Annotated in this window: 27 protein-coding genes; 15 read left to right on the forward strand and 12 right to left on the reverse strand. The window is 60.4% G+C overall.

Features of this window, described 5'->3' with window-relative positions:
* Nucleotide 1 precedes the first annotated feature (1 nt).
* The 3 genes from AC1RMX_RS23275 to AC1RMX_RS23285 all read left to right on the forward strand — a co-directional run bounded on the left by AC1RMX_RS23275 (nucleotide 2) and on the right by AC1RMX_RS23285 (nucleotide 2,080).
* The gene (locus tag AC1RMX_RS23275; RefSeq protein ID WP_096821062.1) at nucleotides 2–607 is read left to right on the forward strand and encodes an arylesterase; all 606 of its coding nucleotides are present in this window, start codon (nucleotides 2–4) and stop codon (nucleotides 605–607) included.
* 57 nt (nucleotides 608–664) lie between these two features.
* Nucleotides 665–958 carry a hypothetical protein gene (locus AC1RMX_RS23280; protein WP_007955656.1) on the forward strand — a complete coding sequence of 98 codons (294 nt, stop codon included), beginning with the start codon at nucleotides 665–667 and terminating at the stop codon, nucleotides 956–958.
* 150 nt (nucleotides 959–1,108) lie between these two features.
* Nucleotides 1,109–2,080, forward strand: coding sequence for a L,D-transpeptidase family protein (locus AC1RMX_RS23285; RefSeq protein WP_096821063.1), 972 nt, complete (start codon nucleotides 1,109–1,111; stop codon nucleotides 2,078–2,080).
* A gap of 123 nt (nucleotides 2,081–2,203) precedes the next feature.
* Here AC1RMX_RS23285 and oprI read toward each other — a convergent pair whose 3' ends face one another.
* On the reverse strand, nucleotides 2,204–2,455 hold the full coding sequence (gene oprI, locus AC1RMX_RS23290; protein ID WP_003183784.1) for an outer membrane lipoprotei OprI: 252 nt from the start codon (nucleotides 2,453–2,455) through the stop codon (nucleotides 2,204–2,206).
* Nucleotides 2,456–3,092: 637 nt separating this feature from the next.
* Here oprI and AC1RMX_RS23295 point away from each other — a divergent pair.
* The gene (locus tag AC1RMX_RS23295; protein WP_007955658.1) at nucleotides 3,093–3,374 is read left to right on the forward strand and encodes a GNAT family N-acetyltransferase; all 282 of its coding nucleotides are present in this window, start codon (nucleotides 3,093–3,095) and stop codon (nucleotides 3,372–3,374) included.
* A gap of 70 nt (nucleotides 3,375–3,444) precedes the next feature.
* On the opposite strand, the gene AC1RMX_RS23300 is transcribed toward AC1RMX_RS23295, so the two are convergent.
* Both AC1RMX_RS23300 and AC1RMX_RS23305 read right to left on the reverse strand, forming a co-directional pair.
* Nucleotides 3,445–4,521 carry a 3-deoxy-7-phosphoheptulonate synthase gene (locus AC1RMX_RS23300; protein ID WP_493073117.1) on the reverse strand — a complete coding sequence of 359 codons (1,077 nt, stop codon included), beginning with the start codon at nucleotides 4,519–4,521 and terminating at the stop codon, nucleotides 3,445–3,447.
* Nucleotides 4,522–4,666: 145 nt separating this feature from the next.
* The gene (locus AC1RMX_RS23305; protein ID WP_085730573.1) at nucleotides 4,667–5,095 is read right to left on the reverse strand and encodes a PilZ domain-containing protein; all 429 of its coding nucleotides are present in this window, start codon (nucleotides 5,093–5,095) and stop codon (nucleotides 4,667–4,669) included.
* Here AC1RMX_RS23305 and AC1RMX_RS23310 point away from each other — a divergent pair.
* The 5 genes from AC1RMX_RS23310 (at nucleotide 5,094) to cysB (ending at nucleotide 9,060) form a co-directional block, all read left to right on the forward strand.
* On the forward strand, nucleotides 5,094–5,480 hold the full coding sequence (locus AC1RMX_RS23310) for a thioredoxin family protein (protein WP_096821064.1): 387 nt from the start codon (nucleotides 5,094–5,096) through the stop codon (nucleotides 5,478–5,480). The genes AC1RMX_RS23305 and AC1RMX_RS23310 overlap by 2 nt on opposite strands.
* Nucleotides 5,480–6,433: a putative 2-dehydropantoate 2-reductase gene (locus AC1RMX_RS23315; protein ID WP_493073119.1), complete on the forward strand. Its 954-nt coding sequence runs from the start codon at nucleotides 5,480–5,482 to the stop codon at nucleotides 6,431–6,433. The genes AC1RMX_RS23310 and AC1RMX_RS23315 overlap by 1 nt, the downstream gene beginning before the upstream one ends.
* 31 nt (nucleotides 6,434–6,464) lie before the next feature.
* Complete coding sequence (locus AC1RMX_RS23320; RefSeq protein ID WP_096821066.1) at nucleotides 6,465–7,370, forward strand: 5'-nucleotidase; 906 nt, start codon at nucleotides 6,465–6,467, stop codon at nucleotides 7,368–7,370.
* Nucleotides 7,371–7,468: 98 nt separating this feature from the next.
* Nucleotides 7,469–7,972, forward strand: coding sequence for a universal stress protein (locus AC1RMX_RS23325; protein WP_085730577.1), 504 nt, complete (start codon nucleotides 7,469–7,471; stop codon nucleotides 7,970–7,972).
* 113 nt (nucleotides 7,973–8,085) lie between these two features.
* Nucleotides 8,086–9,060, forward strand: a complete 975-nt coding sequence (cysB, locus tag AC1RMX_RS23330) for an HTH-type transcriptional regulator CysB (RefSeq protein ID WP_007955684.1) — start codon at nucleotides 8,086–8,088, stop codon at nucleotides 9,058–9,060.
* A gap of 8 nt (nucleotides 9,061–9,068) precedes the next feature.
* On the opposite strand, the gene AC1RMX_RS23335 is transcribed toward cysB, so the two are convergent.
* Both AC1RMX_RS23335 and AC1RMX_RS23340 read right to left on the reverse strand, forming a co-directional pair.
* Nucleotides 9,069–9,551, reverse strand: a complete 483-nt coding sequence (locus tag AC1RMX_RS23335; protein ID WP_096821067.1) for a GreA/GreB family elongation factor — start codon at nucleotides 9,549–9,551, stop codon at nucleotides 9,069–9,071.
* Nucleotides 9,552–9,553: 2 nt separating this feature from the next.
* A complete protein-coding gene (locus AC1RMX_RS23340; protein WP_102620449.1) occupies nucleotides 9,554–9,961 on the reverse strand; it encodes a hypothetical protein in 408 nt (135 codons plus the stop codon).
* A 124-nt stretch (nucleotides 9,962–10,085) separates the two neighbouring features.
* Between AC1RMX_RS23340 and earP the strand changes: the two genes are divergently transcribed.
* Together earP and AC1RMX_RS23350 are read left to right on the forward strand one after the other, a co-directional pair.
* The gene (gene earP, locus AC1RMX_RS23345) at nucleotides 10,086–11,228 is read left to right on the forward strand and encodes an elongation factor P maturation arginine rhamnosyltransferase EarP (protein ID WP_493073120.1); all 1,143 of its coding nucleotides are present in this window, start codon (nucleotides 10,086–10,088) and stop codon (nucleotides 11,226–11,228) included.
* Between the two features lie 48 nt (nucleotides 11,229–11,276).
* Nucleotides 11,277–11,846 (forward strand): elongation factor P, encoded by a 570-nt coding sequence (locus AC1RMX_RS23350; protein WP_096821070.1) that lies wholly within the window; start codon nucleotides 11,277–11,279, stop codon nucleotides 11,844–11,846.
* 65 nt (nucleotides 11,847–11,911) lie between these two features.
* Here the strand turns inward: AC1RMX_RS23350 and AC1RMX_RS23355 are convergent, their stop codons facing one another.
* From AC1RMX_RS23355 to AC1RMX_RS23370, 4 genes are all read right to left on the reverse strand, one after another.
* The gene (locus tag AC1RMX_RS23355; RefSeq protein ID WP_192558636.1) at nucleotides 11,912–12,925 is read right to left on the reverse strand and encodes an alpha/beta hydrolase; all 1,014 of its coding nucleotides are present in this window, start codon (nucleotides 12,923–12,925) and stop codon (nucleotides 11,912–11,914) included.
* A gap of 33 nt (nucleotides 12,926–12,958) precedes the next feature.
* Nucleotides 12,959–13,378 carry an organic hydroperoxide resistance protein gene (locus AC1RMX_RS23360; RefSeq protein WP_034155242.1) on the reverse strand — a complete coding sequence of 140 codons (420 nt, stop codon included), beginning with the start codon at nucleotides 13,376–13,378 and terminating at the stop codon, nucleotides 12,959–12,961.
* Between the two features lie 282 nt (nucleotides 13,379–13,660).
* A complete protein-coding gene (locus AC1RMX_RS23365) occupies nucleotides 13,661–14,125 on the reverse strand; it encodes a MarR family winged helix-turn-helix transcriptional regulator (protein WP_102620446.1) in 465 nt (154 codons plus the stop codon).
* Between the two features lie 83 nt (nucleotides 14,126–14,208).
* Nucleotides 14,209–15,165 carry a LysR family transcriptional regulator gene (locus tag AC1RMX_RS23370; protein WP_102620445.1) on the reverse strand — a complete coding sequence of 319 codons (957 nt, stop codon included), beginning with the start codon at nucleotides 15,163–15,165 and terminating at the stop codon, nucleotides 14,209–14,211.
* 112 nt (nucleotides 15,166–15,277) lie between these two features.
* Here AC1RMX_RS23370 and AC1RMX_RS23375 point away from each other — a divergent pair, with 112 nt between their 5' ends.
* Nucleotides 15,278–16,027 (forward strand): sulfite exporter TauE/SafE family protein, encoded by a 750-nt coding sequence (locus tag AC1RMX_RS23375; protein ID WP_085744971.1) that lies wholly within the window; start codon nucleotides 15,278–15,280, stop codon nucleotides 16,025–16,027.
* Here AC1RMX_RS23375 and AC1RMX_RS23380 read toward each other — a convergent pair.
* Nucleotides 16,017–16,871 carry a LysR substrate-binding domain-containing protein gene (locus AC1RMX_RS23380; protein ID WP_007955701.1) on the reverse strand — a complete coding sequence of 285 codons (855 nt, stop codon included), beginning with the start codon at nucleotides 16,869–16,871 and terminating at the stop codon, nucleotides 16,017–16,019. The two genes, AC1RMX_RS23375 and AC1RMX_RS23380, sit on opposite strands and share 11 nt — an antisense overlap.
* A 97-nt stretch (nucleotides 16,872–16,968) precedes the next feature.
* On the opposite strand from AC1RMX_RS23380, the gene AC1RMX_RS23385 reads away from it, so the two are divergent.
* Nucleotides 16,969–17,184 (forward strand): DUF1127 domain-containing protein, encoded by a 216-nt coding sequence (locus AC1RMX_RS23385; protein WP_085607148.1) that lies wholly within the window; start codon nucleotides 16,969–16,971, stop codon nucleotides 17,182–17,184.
* Nucleotides 17,185–17,248: 64 nt separating this feature from the next.
* Nucleotides 17,249–18,496 carry a winged helix-turn-helix domain-containing protein gene (locus AC1RMX_RS23390; protein WP_493073121.1) on the forward strand — a complete coding sequence of 416 codons (1,248 nt, stop codon included), beginning with the start codon at nucleotides 17,249–17,251 and terminating at the stop codon, nucleotides 18,494–18,496.
* Here AC1RMX_RS23390 and AC1RMX_RS23395 read toward each other — a convergent pair.
* Nucleotides 18,493–19,839: a class II 3-deoxy-7-phosphoheptulonate synthase gene (locus AC1RMX_RS23395; protein ID WP_493073123.1), complete on the reverse strand. Its 1,347-nt coding sequence runs from the start codon at nucleotides 19,837–19,839 to the stop codon at nucleotides 18,493–18,495. The genes AC1RMX_RS23390 and AC1RMX_RS23395 overlap by 4 nt on opposite strands.
* A gap of 150 nt (nucleotides 19,840–19,989) precedes the next feature.
* On the opposite strand from AC1RMX_RS23395, the gene AC1RMX_RS23400 reads away from it, so the two are divergent.
* The gene (locus AC1RMX_RS23400; protein ID WP_096821076.1) at nucleotides 19,990–20,745 is read left to right on the forward strand and encodes a spermidine synthase; all 756 of its coding nucleotides are present in this window, start codon (nucleotides 19,990–19,992) and stop codon (nucleotides 20,743–20,745) included.
* 3 nt (nucleotides 20,746–20,748) lie between these two features.
* On the opposite strand, the gene AC1RMX_RS23405 is transcribed toward AC1RMX_RS23400, so the two are convergent.
* The gene (locus AC1RMX_RS23405; RefSeq protein WP_493073124.1) at nucleotides 20,749–21,540 is read right to left on the reverse strand and encodes a crotonase/enoyl-CoA hydratase family protein; all 792 of its coding nucleotides are present in this window, start codon (nucleotides 21,538–21,540) and stop codon (nucleotides 20,749–20,751) included.
* Between the last annotated feature and the right edge of the window lie 413 nt (nucleotides 21,541–21,953).

Consider the following 21,953-nt stretch of genomic DNA (forward strand, 5'->3'; position numbering starts at 1 on the left):
GATGCGTGTGTGGTTTTTGAGTGCTGGCCTGGCCTTGATGTGCATGGCCCAGAACGCAGCGGCGGGTACAGTCCTGATCGTTGGCGATAGTATCAGCGCCGGTTTCGGACTGGATACCCGGTTGGGGTGGGTGTCGCTGCTCGAGCAGCGGCTCAAGGCCGAAGGTTTTGACGATAAAGTGGTCAATGCCTCCATCAGCGGCGACACCAGTGCCGGAGGCCAGGCGCGCCTGCCGGCGCTGCTTGCAGAGCATAAGCCGGAGCTGGTGATCCTCGAGTTGGGCGGCAATGATGGCCTGCGCGGAATGCCGCCGACGCAATTGCAACAAAACCTTGCGGCGATGATCGACAGCTCCCGTCAAAGCGGTGCCAGGGTGCTGTTGCTCGGCATGCAATTGCCGCCCAATTACGGCAAGCGCTACACCGATGCGTTCGCGCAGGTGTACGGCCAACTGGCCGAGGAGAAAAAGATCCCGCTGGTGCCGTTTTTCCTCGACGGGATCGGTGGACATCCCGACTTGATGCAGGCCGATGGTCTGCACCCGGCGGTCGGGGCCCAGGGCAAGTTGCTGGAAAATGTCTGGCCTACGCTAAAACCGCTGCTATGAGGCTTTTCTAGCGGCAGGCTTTCGGCTAATGTGGCGCCCCCCTAAATGGAGCCCCCGATGCCGCGTTCTGCCTGGTCCCTGTTTGCCTACCAACTGATCGAGCCTGACGAACAGCTGGATCTGTTCGCCTGCCAGGAAGTGCGGGTGCATTTGGTGACCCGTCAACTGGAGCTCGGTGGCTCGGCTGACCGAACCCTGTGCGGCAGTCTGCTGCCGGCGCAACCGCGCTGGTCGAGCGTGGATCGCCGGGTGTTCCAGGATCAGCGCCTGTGCTCGCTGTGCCGGGCGATTCTCGAATCGCAGAAGCGTGGAACCTCGCCGATCTGGCCTGAGCTGCGTTTCGAGCTTTAAGCGCAAGCATCTTTCGAACACAGCCCGAGCTGGCGGTGGCTTCAATTATGAAGAGTTCTGCCTGCCCATCGGCGCATCTCCCCGAATTCCCTGGGTGCGGTGTACAATCGCGTTCTTATACCCTTGTCGATCTTGCGAAGGATTCTCCGGATGTTGCCGCGTTTCCCTGCCGTCACCCGCTGCCTGTCTCTTGCCGCCCTGTGTGTGGCCGGCCCCGTTGCCGCATTGGAGTTTCCCCTGCCACCACCTGGTGAGGACATCATCGGCCAGGTGCAGGTGATCAAGGCCAAGTACGAAGACACCTTTGCCGATCTGGGCACCACCTACGATCTGGGCTATTCGGAAATGGTTGCGGCCAACCCGGGCGTCGATGCCTGGTTGCCGGGTGCGGGCACCGAAGTGGTCCTGCCGACCCGTTTCATTCTGCCGCCGGGTCCACGTGAAGGCATCGTGATCAACCTGGCCGAGTACCGCCTCTACTACTACCCGAAAGGCCGGAACGTGGTGTACACCTTCCCGCTGGGTATCGGTCGCGAAGGCTGGGGCTCGCCGATTGCCCACACCACGATCACTGCCAAGACGCCGAATCCAACCTGGACACCGCCAGCCTCGATCAAGGCTGAACACGCCGCCGATGGCGATCCGCTGCCGAACGTGGTGCCGGCCGGTCCGGACAACCCGCTGGGTCCGTTCAAGTTCACCCTGGGCACACCGGGCTACCTGATCCACGGTTCGAACAAGAAGTTCGGCATCGGCATGCGCACCAGCCACGGCTGCTTCCGCATGTTCAACAACAACGTGCTGGAAATGGCCGGCATGGTGCCGGTGGGCACGTCGGTGCGAATCCTCAACGATGCGTACAAGTTCGGTCGCAGTGGTGGCAAGGTCTACCTGGAAGCGCACACACCGATCGACGACAAGGGCAACCCGTCAGTGGTCGACAAGCACACCGCCGTGATCAACGCGATGCTCAAGCGCGAAGACATCACCAACAACCTGCGCATGAACTGGGATGTCGTCCGTGATGTAGTCGCGGCCGAAGATGGCCTGCCAACCGAAATCGGCACGCCGAACACCTCGGCGCCGATCGTCTCCAGCGCACCGATCGACTTGCAGCAGTAAGCCGATAAAAAGAACCCGCCGATGCTTGCGCGTCGGCGGGTTTTTTATTGCATGAAGAAAATTTCAGGCAAAAAAAAGCCGACCCGAAAAACGGGTCGGCTTGATAACAATCCCGAAGGACTATTACTTGCGGCTAGCTTTTTCCAGCATGCGCAGAGCACGCTCGTTAGCTTCGTCAGCAGTCTGTTGTGCTTTTTGAGCAGCAGCCAGAGCTTCATCAGCTTTACGGTAAGCTTCGTCTGCACGAGCCTGGGAGCGAGCAGCTGCGTCTTCAGTAGCGGTCAGACGTGCTTCGGTTTCTTTCGATGCGCTGCTGCAACCGGTAGCCAGAACTGCGGCCAGAGCCAGAGCAGAGAATTTCAGAACGTTGTTCATCGTGTTCCCCTTCAAGGACTTTCAATTAAGTGGCTGTCTCCTCCGATTGAGGAAATAGCCGGCGTACATACTACCCATTACTTGTAGTAAGTAAACTGACGTAAGGCAAGAAGCAAAAAAAATTGTAGGCGTTGATTCTTTTTCGAGCAACTTTTAACTGGGTTGTATAAAAAATATTCAGCTGCAAGGCCCGAGATGAGCGAGTTAATGAGAAAAAGTTCCCGTGGTGAGGTGCTGTTTTGCGGGTAGTGGCTAGAGTCTGTCTATATGGATTCGTCCACACTTTTGTTGCGTTTTTGTGCAGCGTCTCACCTATCTTTGTCCATGTTCAGGTGACTTTAAAAAACCAGGCACGTCTTAAGTCTCAACATCCGGCGATGTTCAGCCTTTCGGCTCGGGACGAGCTTCTCCCGAACCGGCCCTGAGTCCACCGGAGCTGCCCCGTCAATCAGCACGATGACGAGTGCGCCTTGAGCATTTTCGCCATTGGTGCCTACTATTTGATACGTGCTCGGGTTGCGCGAGATCGGTGCAGTTCTTCTCGGTGTCCATCAGGCACGGGGTGGCGTAGATGTTCCTTCGCCGGGAAAACATCGGTAAGGTAGGGGTCAGAATTCGAGACCCGCGAGGAGTAGTGATGAGCGAGGCGTTGTCCATCCACCATGACCAGGCTGGTCATCAGTTCGAGACCAATGTGGACGGTCATCGTGCCTACCTGACCTATATGGATCTGGGGAAACAGACCCTGGATATCTACCGCACCTTCGTGCCCAACGCATTGCGTGGCCGAGGCATCGCGGCAGCCCTGACCGAACGGGCGCTGCAGTACGCCGATGAAATGGGCTACACGGTCATTCCGTCGTGCTCCTACGTGGAGCGCTACATGGAGCGTCATCAGCGGCGCACCGCCAAGATCTGACTGACCTCACACCGCACACACAAAAACGCCGGGCAATGCCCGGCGTTTTTTTATGCCTGCGAAACGGCTATCAGTTGCGCTGACGTTTCGGCAGCACATCCTTGAGCTTGGCGTGCATGCTGCGCAAGGTGTTTTCGGTGGCCGACCAGTCGATGCAGGCATCGGTGATCGAGACGCCGTATTGCAGGTCGGCGAGGTCTTTCGGAATCGCCTGGCAACCCCAGTTCAGGTGACTCTCGACCATCAGACCGATGATCGACTGGTTGCCTTCGAGGATCTGGTTGGCGACGTTCTCCATCACCAGCGGTTGCAGGGCCGGATCCTTGTTGGAGTTGGCGTGGCTGCAATCGACCATGATGTTCGGCTTGATCTTCGCCTTGTTCAGCGCCTGTTCGCACAGGGCGACGCTGACCGAGTCGTAGTTCGGCTTGCCGTTGCCGCCGCGCAATACCACGTGACCGTAGGCGTTGCCCTTGGTGGTGACGATCGAGACACCACCTTCCTGATTGATGCCCAGGAAACGGTGCGGGCTGGAAACCGACTGCAAGGCGTTGATCGCCACGGTCAGGCCGCCGTCGGTGCCGTTCTTGAAACCGACTGCCGAGGACAGGCCGGACGCCATCTCGCGGTGGGTCTGGGATTCGGTGGTGCGAGCGCCGATGGCCGACCAGCTGATCAGGTCCTGCAGGTATTGCGGGGAGATCGGGTCGAGGGCTTCGGTCGCGGTCGGCAGGCCTTTCTCGGCCAGGTCCAGCAGCAACTGGCGACCGATGTGCAGACCATCCTGGATCTTGAACGAGTCATCCAGGTACGGGTCGTTGATCAGGCCTTTCCAGCCGACGGTGGTCCGCGGTTTTTCGAAGTACACGCGCATGACCAGATACAAGGTGTCCGATACTTCCGCCGCCAGCACCTTCAGGCGCTCGGCGTACTCGTGGGCAGCCTTGATGTCGTGGATCGAGCAAGGCCCGATGACCACGAACAGACGGTGGTCGGTGCCATCGAGAATGTTGCGGATGACTTCGCGACCCTTGGTGACGGTGCGCAGGGCAGCGTCGCTCAGAGGGATATCACGCTTGAGCTGATCGGGAGTGATCAGTGTCTCGTTGGAGGCGACGTTTAGGTCGTTGATCGGTAAATCAGCCATCGTTTACTCGTCAGGTCACGGGTGCCGGCCGCCAGCGATCCCCGCGCGGCGGAGCACAGCAGATTTAAGCGCGTCGGGGAGCCGAACCTTATCGCGTTAGACGCCTGCTAGACAATGGGCAAGTCACTGTTCAGTCCAGCTCTGGTTACGCAAAAGCCTTGCGAACGCTGTCGTGGGAGAATTCTTCGGCGTGCTGCTCGACCCATTGCAGCGCTCGCGCCTGGATATCCTGCAGGTCATCGTGGGCATCGTTGATTCGGCAATAACGCTCGATCTGACACACCTGCTCACCCATTCGCGCACTGAACAGCGTCTGCTCATCGGTGAACGCAATGCCCACCAGATAACCTTTTTTACGGCGCAAGCACCAGGCCACATAGCCCGGATAGGCGAAGTCGGCATTGAGTGTGGGCATGCGCACTTGCAGCGCGGTGCCATGACGCCAGGCGCGGTGGTAATTGCAAGCGATGCCGCCGAGGCTGATAGTGTGCAGCTGTTGCCGCGAAATGCACTCAGGTTTGAGCAACGTTAATTCGACGGGCACATCATCCGGATGAGGAATAAACCGTCCCATGAGCACAGACTCCCTGTGTCGGCCATTTGACATTGTCTCCCCCAGTATAGTGTTCGAATCGGAACTGACCGATTTCGACGCCGACCAACGGCTGCTGGCGATGAACGGCATTTCGCTGGTGATTTTCACCAGCGTCGGCTGCGCGAGTTGCCGCTATGCCCGCGAGGTGTTGCCAGGGCTCGATCTGGCGGTCGATCGCGTGTGCTGGATCGACGCTGGCAACAACGGCGGGCTGGTCGAGCGTTATCAGGTCTTTCATTTGCCGGCGCTGTTCGTGGTGCGCGACGGCGAGTTCTTTGGGGCAGTACACACGCGCTTGAACGCCACGGAGCTGAACGCAGCCGTGGCCCAGGCGCTGGGTCGAATTGCAGAGGAGTTGCCGTGATGGGAGCAGTGAACAGACCGGTCGTGGGGATTATCGGTACCGGCGCAATTGGAGGGTTTTACGGCTTGATGCTGGCCCGGGCCGGGTTCGATGTGCACTTTTTACTGCGCAGCGAGTTTTCCGCCGTCGCCGAACGTGGTTTGCAGGTGGACAGTGCGGTTCACGGCACGCTGACGCTGAATCCGGTGCAGGCCTATTCCTCGGCTGAAGACATGCCGCTCTGTGACTGGTTGCTGGTCGGCGCCAAGACCACCAGCAATGCCGGGCTGGCGCCGTCGATCATTCAGGCGGCCAAACCCGATGCCAAAGTGCTGGTGCTGCAGAACGGCCTGGACGTCGAGGACAGTCTTCGCGCGTTGCTGCCCGATTCACTCCACTTGCTGGGCGGTTTGTGCCTGATCTGTGTTCACCGGGAAGGCCCGGGCCACATCACCCATCAGGCGCTGGGGGCGGTGAACGTGGGTTATCACAGCGGTCCGGCAGCCGATGATGCGGCGCGCATGGCGATCGTCGAGGAGGGCGTCGGACTGTTCCGCACTGCGGGCATCGACTCCCAGGCCATGCCGAACCTGCATCAGGCGCGCTGGCAGAAACTGGTCTGGAACATTCCCTACAATGGTCTTTCGGTGCTGCTCGGTGCGAGCACCACACCGCTGATGGCCGATGCCGACAGCCGCATACTGATTCAGGCGTTGATGGCCGAAGTGGTGCAGGGCGCCAAGGCCTGTGGTCATGACATGCCGCCCGGTTACGCCGAATATCTGTTCATGATGACCGAGAAAATGCCCGACTATTGGCCGAGCATGTACCACGATTTTCTGCACAAACGACCGCTGGAACTGGACGCCATCTACGCTCGACCCTTGGCAGCGGCAAAAGCGGCAGGTTGCGAGCTGCCGCGCATCGAAGCGCTGTATCGCAATTTGCGTTTCATCGACCGGCGTAACACCTGAGTCGGTTTCTTGAGGGGATTTGGGGGAAGGCATGGCCAAGAACATCGATGACAAACTGGTGCTGGCGATTTCGTCCCGTGCCCTGTTCGACCTGAGCGAGAGTCACAAGGTGTATCTGTCGAGCGGCGTCGAAGCCTACCGGCAATATCAGATCGAGCACGAAGACGAAATCCTCGCGCCGGGCGATGCCTTTCCGCTGGTGGAAAAACTGCTCAACCTCAACAGTCGCCTCGGCCGTGCCCGGGTCGAGGTGATTCTGGTGTCGCGCAACAGTGCCGACACCGGCCTGCGGGTGTTCAACTCGATCGATCATTATGGTCTGGCGATTTCCCGCGCGGCATTTGTCGGCGGGCGCAGTCCTTATCCTTATCTCAAAGCGTTCGGTTGCGACCTGTTTCTTTCCACCCACGCCGAAGACGTGCGCTCGGCGCTGGATAACGGCTTTGCGGCGGCGACCATTCTTTCCGGCGGCGCCAGCCGTGCGGCCAGCGATGAATTGCGCATCGCCTTCGACGGCGATGCGGTGCTGTTTTCCGACGAATCGGAGCGGGTCTATCAATCCGGCGGCCTCGAAGCCTTCCAGGCCAAGGAGCGTGAATCCGCTCGTGAGCCGTTGCGTGGCGGGCCGTTCAAAGGCTTCCTCGCGGCGCTCAATCTGTTGCAGCGCGAGTTCCCGGACGACGCTTGTCCGATCCGCACCGCGCTGGTCACGGCGCGTTCGGCACCGGCTCACGAGCGGGTGATCCGCACTTTGCGCGAGTGGGACATCCGTCTGGACGAGTCGCTGTTCCTTGGCGGCCTGACCAAGTCGGCGTTCCTCGAAGCCTTTGCCGCCGACGTGTTTTTCGACGATCAGGCCGGTCACTGCGAGCTGGCCCGGGAGGTGGTTGCCACCGGCCATGTCCCGCACGGCATCAGCAACGAACCGGCGGTCTAAAGCCCACGTGGTTCAAGACGTTGCGTCGCACGTCGTACTCGCCAAGGCACTGCTAAGCTGAATCAAATCTCCGCCATGTTGGCTAGCGAGGAGGTCATATGATTCGTTCGATGCTGTATGCCACTGACCTCGGTCTGTACGCACCGTTAGTGATGCAGCATGCCTTGGCGATGGCTCGAATATTCAATGCCGACTTGTATGTGGTGCACGCGGTGGAACCCATGGGGCTGTTTGCCGAATCGGTGTTGCAGAGCTATCTCGACGAGCAGGCGTTGAACGAATTTCACAGTCAGGGTCTGAAAACCGTCATCGCCAATATCGAGCAGCGGGTGCTGGACAGTTTTCGCGAGGAACTGGGGGACGAAGGCGAGCAGGATCTGCTGCGGATTCGTGCGGTGCGGGTGCTGCAGGGTGATCCGTCGCAGGTGATTCTCGACCAGGTACAGAAACTCTCCGTCGATTTGCTGATCGTAGGAAGTCACAGCCACGGGGTTGGGGCGGAAACACCGTTGGGGCGCACGGCGACTCGCTTGCTGCAATTGTCCAAGGTGCCGGTTTACATGGTGCCGCTGGTGGAGCGTCGGCGTCGGGAGGATCGCTGAGGCGGGAATAATGGCGTTTTGATAAAAAAGTTCTAGATTTATTCTTCAAACCATTAATATAGTTATATACCGTCGCTGATGCCCGTGGCGTCTACCTGCTTTGAGGGATTCATATGAAGCTTCAACAATTGCGCTACATCTGGGAAGTGGCGCACCACGACCTCAACGTTTCCGCTACAGCCCAAAGTCTCTACACCTCGCAACCGGGCATCAGTAAGCAAATCCGTCTGCTGGAAGACGAACTGGGCGTCGAAGTGTTCGCCCGCAGTGGCAAGCACTTGACCCGCGTCACCCCGGCCGGCGAGCGCATCATCACCACTGCCGGTGAGATTCTGCGCAAGGTCGAGAGCATCAAGCAGATCGCCCAGGAATTCTCCAACGAGAAAAAAGGCACCCTGTCGATCGCCACTACTCACACCCAGGCACGTTACGCACTGCCGCCGGTGATCAGCAATTTCATCAAGCAATACCCGGACGTGGCGCTGCACATGCACCAGGGTTCGCCGATGCAGATCGCCGAAATGGCCGCTGACGGCACCGTCGATTTCGCCATCGCCACCGAAGCGTTGGAGCTGTTCGGCGATCTGGTGATGATGCCGTGCTACCGCTGGAACCGCTGCGTGGTTGTACCTCAGGGCCACCCGCTGACCAAGCTGCCGAAGCTGACCCTCGAAGCGCTGGCCGAATACCCGATCGTGACTTACGTGTTCGGCTTCACCGGCCGTTCGAAACTCGACGAGGCTTTCAGCCATCGTGGTCTGACGCCGAAAGTAGTGTTCACCGCTGCCGACGCCGACGTGATCAAAACCTACGTGCGTCTGGGGCTGGGTGTCGGCATCGTGGCGAAAATGGCCGTCGATACCAAACTCGACAACGACCTGGTGGTACTCGATGCCAGCGAACTGTTCGAGTCCAGCGTGACCAAGATCGGTTTCCGTCGCGGCACCTTCCTGCGTGGCTTCATGTGCGATTTCATCGAGAAATTCGCGCCGCACCTGACTCGCGAAGTCATGGCCAAGGCCATTCAGTGCCACAACAAGCAGGAACTCGAAGAGCTGTTCGAAGGCGTCGAACTGCCGGTTCACTAAGCCCCTGTCTACAGCACCTCGGTGACAGCAAACTGTTGCCGGGTGCCCGCCACCAGAATCTCCACCTCATCACCTTCGAACTTGCCCAGCAGGCTTTTGCCCAGCGGCGAGCGCGGGGTGATGACGGTAATCGGCTGACCGACCACGTCGACTTTCAGTCCCGCCGCATCCGGCGCCAGAAACAGCCATTGCTCGCGACCCTTTTCGTCTTCCAGACCGAGCAGGGCGCCGATTTCAATTCCGCGTTGATCGTCATAGGCCCGAAGCGTCAGGTTCTGGCAGACCGCCAGTGACTGGCGGATCTCCTCGACCCGTTTCGCTTGCCCGGCTGCCAGGTACGACGCCTCAAGTCCCAGGGTGTCGTACTTGTTTTCGGCGATGTTCTCTTCGTGGGTCGCGGTTTCGTAAGCGGTTTGCGCGGCGCGTTCGGCGATATCGAGGTCGACGCGCAGTTTGTCGAGAATCAGTTGATGGACGGCGTGCTTGTTCATGATCAATCGCAGAATTGCAGGACGTTGGCGCGGCTTTTTTCGCTCGGGGCCGTCTGATCCTGCTGGAGCCAGAACTGGCATTTAGGATTCGACTGGTTGCGCGTGCTGCTGCGGGCCTGATCGAGACGGTTTTGTTGTTCGTTCTTGCGCAGGTTTTCTTCGTACTGCTCGAACAACGGGCTTTGTGGAGGAATATCCGGCACCGCTCGTACCGCCGGTGGATTGGCCAGTTGTTGTACGGCCTGGGCAACTGGCGCCAGTTGTTCATTGAAGACAAAGCGTGAAATGAGCCAGCAGGTCAGCGCAATGGCCAGGAAACCCAGCCACAGGCCCAGGGCAATGCTGCCGGTCAATTGCAGCGCGCTAAGCTGAACAGGCAAGGGGCGGCGCGGGTTTGGGCGGTAGGGCATGGCTGCCTCCTGGCGGATGATTGCGGGCAAGTGGCGATTGTCGCACGAAGATTAATCGTCGTCGGCTCTTCTGCACGCAGACATTTATGCGGACAATCGTCGCTTTTGCCAACGGGAGTCTTGAATGCCGCAACCGAAAACCCGCTGGGACATCTTTTGCACCGTGGTCGACAACTACGGCGACATCGGGGTGACCTGGCGTCTGGCCCGGCAACTGGTGGCCGAGCATGCATTGGCAGTGCGGCTGTGGGTCGATGATCTGCGCGCGTTCGAACGGATTTGCCCGGAACTCGACATCAATCTCGACGCGCAATGGCAGCAGGGTGTCGAGGTCCGGCACTGGCCGGCAGAATGGCCGGAAACGGACGCCGCCGATGTAGTGATCGCCGCGTTCGCCTGCCAGTTGCCGGGTGCCTACATGGACGCCATGGCCGAGCGGGAAAAGCCGCCATTGTGGATGAACCTCGACTATCTCAGCGCTGAAGACTGGGTGGCCGGCTGCCACGGCCTGCCTTCGGTGAAGTACAAGTCCGTGCAGAAGATCTTTTTCTTCCCGGGATTCCAGGCGGGCACTGGCGGGTTATTGCGTGAAAGCGGATTGCTTGAGCGACGTCAGCGGTTTCAGCAGGATCCCGAGGCGCAGCGACAATTCCTGCAGGCGTTGGGGGTCGATCCTGCACCCGGTACGCAACTGATTTCGCTGTTCGCCTACGAGAATGCCGGGCTCGCCAGTTGGCTGGATGTACTCGCGGCCGATTCGACGCCCACTCATCTGCTGGTGCCGGAAGGGCGGATTCTCGGTGATGTCGCGCGCTGGCTTGGCGTCGAGTCGCTGTCTGCCGGCGCTGTGCATGTCGATCGATCGCTGACCGTGCAGGTGCTGCCGTTCGTCCGTCAGGATCAATACGATCAACTGCTGTGGTGCTGCGATTTCAACGCGGTGCGCGGCGAAGACTCGTTCATCCGGGCGCAGTGGGCAGGGCGGCCGATGTTGTGGCACATCTATCAGCAGGACGAAGATATCCATCTGGACAAGCTCGATGCCTTCCTCGCGCTCTATGGAAAAGGCCTTTCGACGGAAGCTGCCGAGGCGATGAACGGTCTCTGGCGAGCCTGGAGTGCCGGGCAGCCTATCGGCGAGCACTGGCTTGAGGCCCGTAAATACTGGCCCGAACTGCAGAAAAATGCCGAAGCATGGTGTCTGGAACAGGCCTTGCAGGCCGATCTTGCGACGGCGCTGGTACAGTTTTACCGAAATTGGATATGATACGCGGCCTAGATTTTTGTAAATCCCATCCAAATTCGGATATTCGCAATGAAAACTGGTAAAGAACTCAAACCCGGTACCGTGATCCGTATCGACAACGATCCTTGGCTGGTTCAGAAAGCTGAATTCACCAAATCGGGCCGTAACAGCGCGATCATGAAGACCAAGCTGAAGAACCTGCTGACCGGTTACAAGACCGAAACCGTTTACGGTGCGGACGACAAGCTGGACGACGTGATCCTGGACCGCAAAGAAGCGACCCTGTCCTTCATCAGCGGTGACACCTACACGTTCATGGACACCAGCGACTACACCATGTACGAGCTGAACGCCGAAGACATCGAAAGCGTTCTGCCTTTCGTTGAAGAAGGCATGACCGACGTTTGCGAAGCCGTGTTCTTCGAAGAGCGTCTGGTTTCCGTAGAACTGCCGACCACCATCGTGCGCGTAGTTGACTACACCGAAGGTTCGGCTCGTGGCGACACTTCCGGCAAAGTCATGAAGCCAGCCAAGCTGAGCAACGGTACTGAGCTGCAGGTTGCCGACTTCATCGAAATCGGTGACAAGATCGAAATCGATACCCGCGAAGGCGGTTCCTACAAAGGCCGTGCCAAATAAGCACTGGTTTTTGCGGAAAGAAAAAGCCCGACCATTGAGTCGGGCTTTTTTGTGCCTGATGAAAATTACTGCTTCAGGTGTTGTTTCAGTTCTTCCGAGGCCTGCAACATCGCCGAGCGCACCGCCGGCACCTGGCTGACCACGTTGAGCAAACCGTAGTCGTGGATCATGCCGTTGTAGCGCACCGAGGTCACCGGCACGCCGGCTTCGTCGAGTTTGCGGGCGTAGGCTTCACCTTCGTCACGCAACACGTCGGCCCCCGCAGTCTGGACCAGTGCGGGCGGCAGACCTTTCAATTGCGCGGTCGTGGCCCGCAGCGGCGAGGCGTAGATCTCGTTGCGCTGGTTGGCGTCGGTGGTGTAGTTGTCCCAGAACCACTTCATCATGTTGCGGGTGAGGAAGTGCCCCTCGGCATACTGGTTATACGAACCGGTGTCGAAACCGGCATCAGTCACCGGCCACAACAGCACCTGGAACTTGATCGCCGGGGTGCCTTTGTCCTTGGCCATCAAGGCGACGACTGCCGCCATGTTGCCGCCGACACTGTTGCCCGCCACCGCCAGACGCTTGCCGTCGACGTTGATCTCTTTGCCGTGTTCGGCCACCCATTTGGTTGCCGCGTAAGCCTGGTTGATCGCCACCGGGTAATGCGCTTCCGGCGAAGGGGTGTAGTTGACGAACACCGCCGCGGCCCCCGAGCCGACCACCAGATCCCGCACCAGACGTTCGTGGGTCGGGAAATCTCCCAGCACCCAGCCGCCGCCGTGGAAGAACATGAACACCGGCAACTCGCCCTTGACCCCGGCCGGCCGGACGATGGTCAGGCTCAACGGTTGGCCATCGACCTGGATGGTCTTCTCGCTGACGTCTGCCTTGGGCAGCGTCAGTTTGACCCCCGACTGAGCGCCCGTCAGTACGGCGCGGGCATCCTTGGGCGTCAGTTGTTCCATCGGTTTGCCGGTGCCGGCGTTCAGCACATCGAGGAACGCCTGAGTGTTGTGCTCGACGTCACCGGCGAATGCGCTGTGAACGGACAGGGCGAGAAGGGTACCGGTCAAGACTTTGCTGAAAGTGTTCATGTTCATTTCCTGTTCGGGCCTGGGTGTCAGTGATTACACGGTGACGTGCAGGCGCACATCGACATTGCCACGGGTGGCGTTGGAGTACGGGCAGACCTGGTGGGCGGCGTCGACCAGGCTTTGTGCGTCAGCCTGTTCCAGGCCCGGCAGGCTGATGTGCAGGTCGATGTCCAGACCGAAACCACCAGGAATCTGACCGATGCCGACGTGAGCGGTGATCGAGGCGTCGTCCGGGATTTTGCGTTTGGTCTGGCTGGCAACGAATTTCAGCGCGCCGATGAAGCAGGCCGAGTAGCCGGCAGCGAACAGCTGCTCAGGGTTGGTGGCTGCGCCGCCGGCACCGCCGAGTTCTTTCGGAGTGGCCAGTTTGACGTCGAGAATGTTGTCGCTGGAGATCGCACGACCGTCACGGCCGCCAGTGGAGGTTGCGATTGCGGTGTAGAGAGTTTGCATGGTGTGAGCCTCATTGAGTGTGATTTATTGCGCTAATTGTTTGCGCGCTAACTAGGTGCGAAGTAAATGTACTGCGCGAATATTTAGCGCGCAAGATAAATTTTTGAAAAATGATGAAGCCGAGACTTGGATCAGGCTGAGAAGAGATCTCAACTCTTTGATATGAAAGGTTTTTACGAAGGGAAAACGAGAGAGAAAAAATTTTGCGGGAGAGGGGGAAAGCAGAGAAAGGCGTGATTTCCCTGTAGGTTCGAGGTCGCTCCTACAGGGAAAGGGGGAGGCTTAAGTGAGGCTGTCCTGCAAATGACCGCGCAAGGCCTGCAACTCGGCTTGCAGGTTTTGCAGGCGCTCCAGCGTGAAGCCACTGGCCCCCAGAATGCATTGCGGAACGGTTCGGGCCTTGTCTTTCAAGGCGCGGCCCTGTGCGGTCAATTCGACGATCACCACCCGTTCATCCTCGCGGCTTCGAGTTCGGCTCAGCAAACCTTCACCTTCCAGGCGCTTGAGCAGCGGGGTCAGCGAACCCGGATCGGTCAGCAGGCGCGTGCTGATTTCTCCGACGGTCAAACCATCCTTCTCCCACAGCACCATCATCGCCAGATACTGCGGATAGGTCAGGCCAAGCGCTTGCAACAGCGGTTTGTAGACCTTGGTCATCATCAGCGAAGTGGAATGCAGGGCGAAGCAGGCCTGATTGTCGAGCAGCAGTTCTTCGCAGTGGTCGGTGGTGTCGCGGGTGGTGGTCATGTCGGTGCCTTGAACGGTGATGCAGATGAATCTAGCGCTCGAATCTTTAATGCGCCAGACAATTGTGCCCGGTGGCGAATCGGTCAGTGCCGGCCCAGTTCCCGTTGCAGTGCCAGATCCCACGGTGGCACGGGGCTGAAGCGGGTCTTGAGGTATTCCAGCAGCAGGCGGCTGCGGGAGCTGGCCTGCTGTTCCAGTCGCAGCGCATAGATACCGGTGCTCTCCGGTTTTGGCAGGCCGTTGTCACAGAACAGCGGCAGCAGTTCGCCGCGCAACAGGTATTCGCTCGCCAGCCAGGTCGGCAGATGCGCGATCCCGAGGCCCGCAAGTGCACCGCACACCAGAGCCTCGGCGTTGTTGGCGCTCATGCGGACCCGCGCCGGGCGGTGCAACTGCATCTGCCCGTCCTGTTCGAATCGCCAGGCGAAGGGCGGGGCGAGGCCGTCCCAATCGAGGCCGTCATGTTCACCCAGTTGTGCCGGCTCGCTCGGCACACCCCGACGCTTGAGATAGTCGGGGCTGGCGCAAGCGATGCGCACCATGCTCGCCAGCGGTGTGGCGACCAGTCGGGTATCGGCCATTTGCCCGGCGCGCAACACCAGATCGACCTTGCCCAGGTTCGAGCCGTCCATGTCGACGAAGCTGTCGATCAGATGCAGTTGCACGTCCAGCCCTGGATACAGCACCAGAAAATCGGCAATCACCGGCGCCAGATGCCGACGCCCGAACGCTGCCGGCGCATCCACCCGAATCAAGCCTTCCGGCGCGCTGCTCAGGGAAACGGCTTCAGCGCGGGCCAGTTGCAACTCGGCAACGATCCGCCGCGCCCGTTCGGCAAACGCCAGACCGGCCGGTGTGGCGCGCACCGCATGAGTGCTGCGGATGAACAACTGGCTGCCGACAGCGCTTTCCAGGCTGTCGATACGCCGGGCGACGGCCGATGGCGTCAGCGGATGCCGGCGCGAGGCGGCGGAAAAACTGCCACTCTCCAGCACATCGAGAAACAGCCCGAGTTGTTCGGTCAATTGATTGGGATTCATGAATCAGCTCAGTGCCTATGCGAATTTGGCACAGCCATTGTGCGTTGCTGTGCGTTTCCGTGCCAGCGCCGACTGCGTAGGATGAATCCCCTGACGTATGAGGAATTCTGCTGTGATCGAGTTTTTGCTGTACCTGTTGTTTGGCGCCGCCCTCGGCACCCTGGGTGGGATATTCGGAATCGGCGGCGGCTTGATCGCCATTCCGCTGTTGGGCGTGTGGTTCGGGCTCGATCAGCAGATCGCCCAAGGCACGGCGCTGGTGATGGTGGTGCCGAACGTGATGCTGGCGCTGTGGCGTTATCACCAGCGCAATCGCATCGAACTCAGGCACGCGTTGCCGCTGGCAGTGATGGGGTTCTGCTTTGCATGGATCGGCTCGATCTGGGCCGTGGGCATCGACGCGCAAACCATGCGCATCGGTTTTGTCGCGTTCCTTGTGGCATTGTCAGCGTACAACCTCGTGCGCATGTTCGGCGCGCGTCCGGCGGCGACTTCCGAGATGCGTTATTCATGGCCGTGGCTGGGCGTGCTCGGCGCGGCGTCGGGCACTATGGGCGGCCTGTTCGGTGTCGGTGGGGCAGTGGTGGCGACGCCGGTGCTGACCAGCCTGTTCGGCACCACTCAGGTGGTCGCTCAAGGCCTGTCGCTGGCGCTGGCATTGCCGAGCACCGGTGTCACGCTGGTGACGTACGCGGTGCACCACGAAGTGGACTGGATGATCGGCCTGCCGTTGGCCATCGGCGGTTTGGCCAGTATCAGTTGGGGCGTGAAGGTGGCCCACGCGATGCCGGAAAAACTCCTGCGTGGGCTGTTCTGCGGGTTCCTGGTGCTGTGTGCGGTGATGCTCGCCTTTAAAGTTTGAAGCCTTCGACGATGTGCTCGGCCAGGCATTCGGTGATCGGCGACGGATTGTTCAGATTGCGGATCAGCATGATGCTGGCCTCGGGCAACAGCGGCAGATCTTCGGCGGCACCGAGAATTCGCAAGTCCGGGGTGATCAGGCTTTCCAGTTGCGCGGTGATCGCCAGACCCGCGCTCACCACCGCCATCAGCGCCGACAGGCTGGTGCTGTTGTAGGCAATCCGGTATTCACGGCCCATGGCGTCCAGCGCATTGCAGGCCCACAGGCGGCAGAAGCAATCACTGTTGAACATCGCCAGTGGCAAAGGCGTCTGCTCGTGGGCGCTGAAGTTCTGCGCCTCGGCCCAGACGAAACGCTCCTTGCGCAGCAACTGGCCAATCTCGTTGCCCGGCTCGCGGGTGACGATCGACAGATCCAGGTCCGTGCGTTGCAGCAACTGTTTGGTCGACTCGCAGTGCACTTCGATCTGGATCAGCGGATAGAACTGGGCAAAGCGCGACAGGATCCCCGGCAGAAACCGCATCACGTAATCATCCGGCGTGCCGATCCGCACCGTGCCGACCATGTGCGGCTCGCGCAGGGTGTTGAAGACTTCGCTGTGCAATTTCAGGATGCGCCGCGCGTAGCCGAGCAACACCTGGCCTTCGGCGGTGAGGCGCACCTGACGCCCGTCGCGCTCGAACAACTGGCGCTGCAACACGTCCTCTTCCAGACGCTTCATTTGCATGCTCACCGCCGACTGAGTGCGGTTGACCATTTCGCCGGCGCGGGTAAAACCGCCCTGATCGGCAATTGCGACAAAGGTACGCAGGACATCGGTATCGATACTGGGGTACGCCGACAATTGATGAATCTCCGTGATGCTTGCCATCAGAAACATTCGTTGGATTGATCGTAGCCCCGGCGCGAGACTTGAGCCATCCCTAAAGGAGGGCAACACGATGAAAGGTCAAAAACTGTATGTGAGCGATGAAAGAGTGCCGGTCCATCTGATTTCCGATCTGCTGCACAAGTTTAGCCGCTGGTACGAACTTCACCGCGAACGCGAGCTGCTCGCCAGTCTGAGCGACGAAGCGTTGAAGGACATCGGGGTCAGCCGTGCCGATGTCGAACACGAAGCGATTCGGCCGTTCTGGGACGATCCGATGCATAAATGATGAGGCCATCGCTACACAAACCCTCTTGTGGTGAGGTAGGTTGCGAGCAGACATGGAGGTACACATGCCCGCGACATTGTCCTTTTCCCTTAAACAGGCTCGACGTCTGGCACTGGCTGCCCAAGGGTTTCACGGGCGCCAGCCGCCGGCTGTCAAGGCGATGCACGTCAACCGGCTGATCGAACGTCTCGGCCTGTTGCAGATCGACTCCGTCAACGCCGTGGTGCGCTCGCACTACCTGCCGCTGTTTTCCCGTCTCGGTTCCTATTCTGCTGACTTGCTCGACCAGGCTGCCTGGAGTTCGGGGCGACGTCGTTCGCTGTTCGAATACTGGGGCCATGAAGCGTCATTGCTGCCGCTGTCGATGTACCCGCTGATGGGCTGGCGCATGCAGCGAGCCAAGCGGGGCGAAGATATCTATCAGCAACTGGCGCGTTTCGGCCGTGAGCAACAAGACACCATTCGCCGGGTGCTGGCGTCGGTCGAAGAGCAGGGCGCGCTGGGCGCCGGCAGCCTGTCGACCCGCGAGGAAAAGGCCGGCCCCTGGTGGGACTGGAGCGCGGAAAAACATGCGCTGGAATGGTTGTTTGCCGCCGGCGAAGTCACCGTGGCCGGGCGGCGCGGCTTCGAAAGGCTGTATGACCTGCCGGAACGAGTGATCCCGGCGTCCGTGCTGCAACAGCCATTGCCCGATGAGGCCGAGGCGCAGCGCGGTTTGCTGCTGCACGCGGCTGAGGCGTTGGGCGTAGGCACGGAAAAAGACCTGCGCGATTACTTCCGCCTGAACCCTGCCGATGCCCGACCGCGCCTGGCGGAGCTGGTCGAGGCCGGGCAACTGCTGACCTGCGAAGTTGCTGGCTGGCGCCAGATTGTCTACTGCCTGCCCGAACCGAAAGTCCCGCGCAAAGTCGAGGCCAGCGCATTGCTGTCGCCGTTCGATTCGCTTATCTGGGAACGCAGTCGCACCGAGCGGTTATTCGACTTCCGCTATCGGCTGGAGATTTACACGCCGCAGGACAAACGTGTCTACGGCTATTACGTGCTGCCGTTCCTGCACAACGAACGGATTGCTGCGCGGGTTGATCTGCGCGCCGAGCGGGCGGCGGGGCGATTGGCGGTGCACGCGGTGCACGAGGAAGAGCCGGGGCTGGATGAGGCGGGGATGCTGGCGTTGGCGCTGAACTTGCGGCAGATGGCGGATTGGTTGGGGCTGGAGCAGGTGCTGCTCAATTGCCAGCGCGAAAGTGCCGGGCGGTTGCGGGTGGCGTTGGCTCAAGTCGAAAACGACCGAGCCAACGTCATCGCGGTTTAGCGTTTGACCTGTTTCAGCGTCTCGGCAATCAGAAACGCCAGTTCCAGCGACTGATCGGCGTTCATCCGTGGGTCGCAATGGGTGTGATAGCGATCCGACAAACCATCTTCAGTGATCGGCCGCGCGCCACCGATGCATTCGGTGACGTTCTGCCCGGTCATTTCGATGTGGATGCCGCCGGCGTAGCTGCCTTCCGCTTCGTGAACCTGGAAGAACTGCTTCACCTCGCCAAGGATCTGCGCGAAGTCGCGAGTCTTGTAGCCACTGCTGGCCTTGATGGTGTTGCCGTGCATCGGGTCGGAACTCCATAGCACCTGCTTGCCTTCACGCTGCACCGCGCGGATCAGCGCCGGCAGGTGATCGCCAACCTTGTTCGCGCCCATCCGTGCGATCAGGTTGAGGCGGCCCGGATCGTTGTCCGGGTTGAGCACATCGATCAAGCGGATCAGGTCGTCGGGGTTCATGCTCGGGCCGACTTTGACACCGATCGGGTTGTTCACGCCGCGCAGGAATTCGACGTGGGCGCCGTCGAGCTGACGGGTGCGGTCGCCGATCCACAGCATGTGCGCCGAGCAATCGTAGTAATCGTTGGTCAGGCTGTCGCGGCGCACGAAGGCTTCTTCGTAGTTCAGCAGCAGCGCTTCGTGGGCCGTGAAGAAACTGGTCTCGCGCAGTTGCGGCGAGCTGTCCATGCCGCAGGCACGCATGAAGGCCAGGGTCTCATCGATGCGGTCGGCGAGGTGGCTGTACTTCTCCGCCAGCGCCGAGTTGGCGATGAAATCGAGGTTCCACTTGTGCACTTGATGCAGGTCGGCAAAACCGCCCTGGGCGAAGGCGCGCAACAGGTTGAGGGTGGCGGTGGACTGGTGATAGGACTGCAGCAGACGCTCCGGATCCGGCACGCGGCTGGCCGAGTCGAAGCCGATGCCGTTGACGATGTCGCCACGGTAAGCCGGCAGGGTCACGCCGTCGATGGTCTCGTCGTTGGCCGAGCGCGGCTTGGCGAACTGGCCGGCCATGCGCCCGACTTTCACCACCGGGCAACCGGCGGCGAAGGTCATGACGATCGCCATTTGCAGCAGCACTTTGAAGGTGTCACGAATCTTCGCGGCGGAGAACTCGGCGAAGCTTTCCGCGCAGTCGCCGCCTTGTAGCAGGAACGCCCGGCCCTGGGTGACTTCGGCAAACTGACGACGCAGCTCCCGCGCTTCGCCGGCAAACACCAGCGGCGGATAGCTGGCCAGCGTCTGCTCGACCTGGTGCAGGTGCGCGGCGTCGGGGTATTGGGGTTGTTGCTGGATCGGCAAGGCGCGCCAGCTGTCAGGGCTCCAGGGTTGGCTCATCACGGTCTCTATGGTTCTACGCACGGACGGCCATGTTAGCAGCAATTAGTGCGTGACCTGCTCCCGCCGCTTCGCCGACAATCGCCGCTTTGCCACGGCGCCACAGCGGTGCCATCGCGTCACCGCGCCCGGTGACCACCAGGAGACGAAATGACTGAGGAGCGCGTCGAGCTGTTGCTCGCCGAGGTACAGGATGAGTTCGGCGTGATTCGCGTGCTGGAAGTGGCCGACTACCGCTTTCTGGAGTTCGGCGACGCCATCGAGCAAAGCTGCGTGTTTACCGCCGACCCGAGCTGGCTGGAGTACGACTACACCCGGGCGATGCTGATTGGCGCGTTGTGCCATGAGCAACCGGAGAGCGCACTGTTTCTCGGCCTTGGCGCCGGCACGCTGACCCAGGCCTGCCTCAAGTTCCTGCCGCTGGAAGATGTCGAAGCCATCGAGTTGCGCCCGGATGTGCCGCGTCTGGCCATCGAATACCTCGGTCTCGATGACGATCCGCGGCTGTATATCCGCGTTGGCGATGCAATCGAACTGCTGCCGACGGCCGAACCGGCGGATCTGATCTTCGTCGACCTCTACACCGATGTCGGCCCCGGTGCCGCTCACCTTGCGTGGAATTTCCTCGGTGACTGTCAGAAACGTCTGAATCCCGGCGGCTGGCTGGTGATCAACCAATGGGCCACCGATGACGGCAAGCCTCTGGGGGCGGCGCTGTTGCGCGGGCTCTATCACCGGCATTACTGGGAACTGCCGGTGAAGGAGGGCAACGTGATTCTGATCGTGCCGGCGGATCTCGATCAGGTGCTGGACATGCAGGCGCTCACCGCCCGGGCTGAAGCGCTCGCGCCGAAGCTGGGGTACTCGTTGCAATCGTTGATCAAGGCTATTCGCCCGGCAACCTGAGCCTCAAATGCCTTTGAAGACCCCCGGTCTGCGCTCCACCAGCGAGCGCACGCCCTCCTTGGCATCCTCACTGGCCAGCAACTTCTTCACCAGCGGCGGCAAGCTCTGCGCCGCTGCGGTCTCGCCTTCATAGCGCGCCTGACGTGCCGACATCAGCGTCGCCTGCACGCCCAGTGGCGCCTGTCGGGCGATCCGTTCGGCCAGTTCGATGGCGCGTGGCAGCAAGTCTTCGCTGGCCATGACTTCCTGCACCAGGCCCAGGCGCAACGCATCATGGGCATCAAACTCGTCGCCGGTCAGCAGCCAGCGCATGGCATTGCCCCAGCCGGCTATCAGATGAAAGCGCAACGTCGCACCGCCGAACGGAAAGATCCCGCGCTGCACTTCCATCTGGGCGAAGCGGGTGTTGCTGGCGCACAGGTTGATGTCGGCGGCGAGCATCAGCTCGATACCGATGGTCAGGCAATAGCCTTGCGCGGCGACAATCACCGGTTTGCTGACTCGCGGTCCGACAAATACGCCCCACGGATCGCAACCGCCGGGCGGCACCTGCCAGCCCTGGGCGAGGGCGGAACTGGCGTTGACCAGATCGAGCCCGGCGGTGAAATGCTCACCATGCCCGAACACCACGGCCACCCGCGCGTCGCTGTCGGCCTCGAATTCACCGTAGGCCAGGGCCAGGTCATTGAGCAGATCCAGATCGAAAGCATTGCGCTTGGCTGCACGGTCCAGGCCAATCAAATGGACGTGACCGTGGCGCGCACGGCTGACGCGGCCGGGGCAGGGCTGATTCATGGGTGTTTCCTCGGACGGGAAGAAAGGGTGCAGCGACCAGATGCCGCACGTCGGTGAATCGTTTAAGCGCCATCGCCCGCAGGGCCGGGGTCTTTGAAAAATAGACCTTTGCCCGATTATCCGCAAAACCCCGTTACACAGCGGTGACAACTGTATTTCACCGATAAAAAAAGCTCCCTTTTTTGGCAAATTCCGGTATAGTGCGCGCCGGCCTTTAACCGGGCCGCGTTTAGGTAGCGCAATTCCCCGAAGTCAGCTTCGGCTGCACGTCCGCACTGCGGGCTCTTCCTTGACGATTCTTTTTCATTCATTCGTTTTCGCAAATCCCCGCCGACAAAGCTGCCAGGGCGACTCTTGAGTCTCAACACGGCATGTGCAGCTTTGGAGCATGGGTCTTTGCGGATGCACTTAGA

The organism is Pseudomonas sp. GW822-FHT03F04 (genome assembly GCF_058801405.1).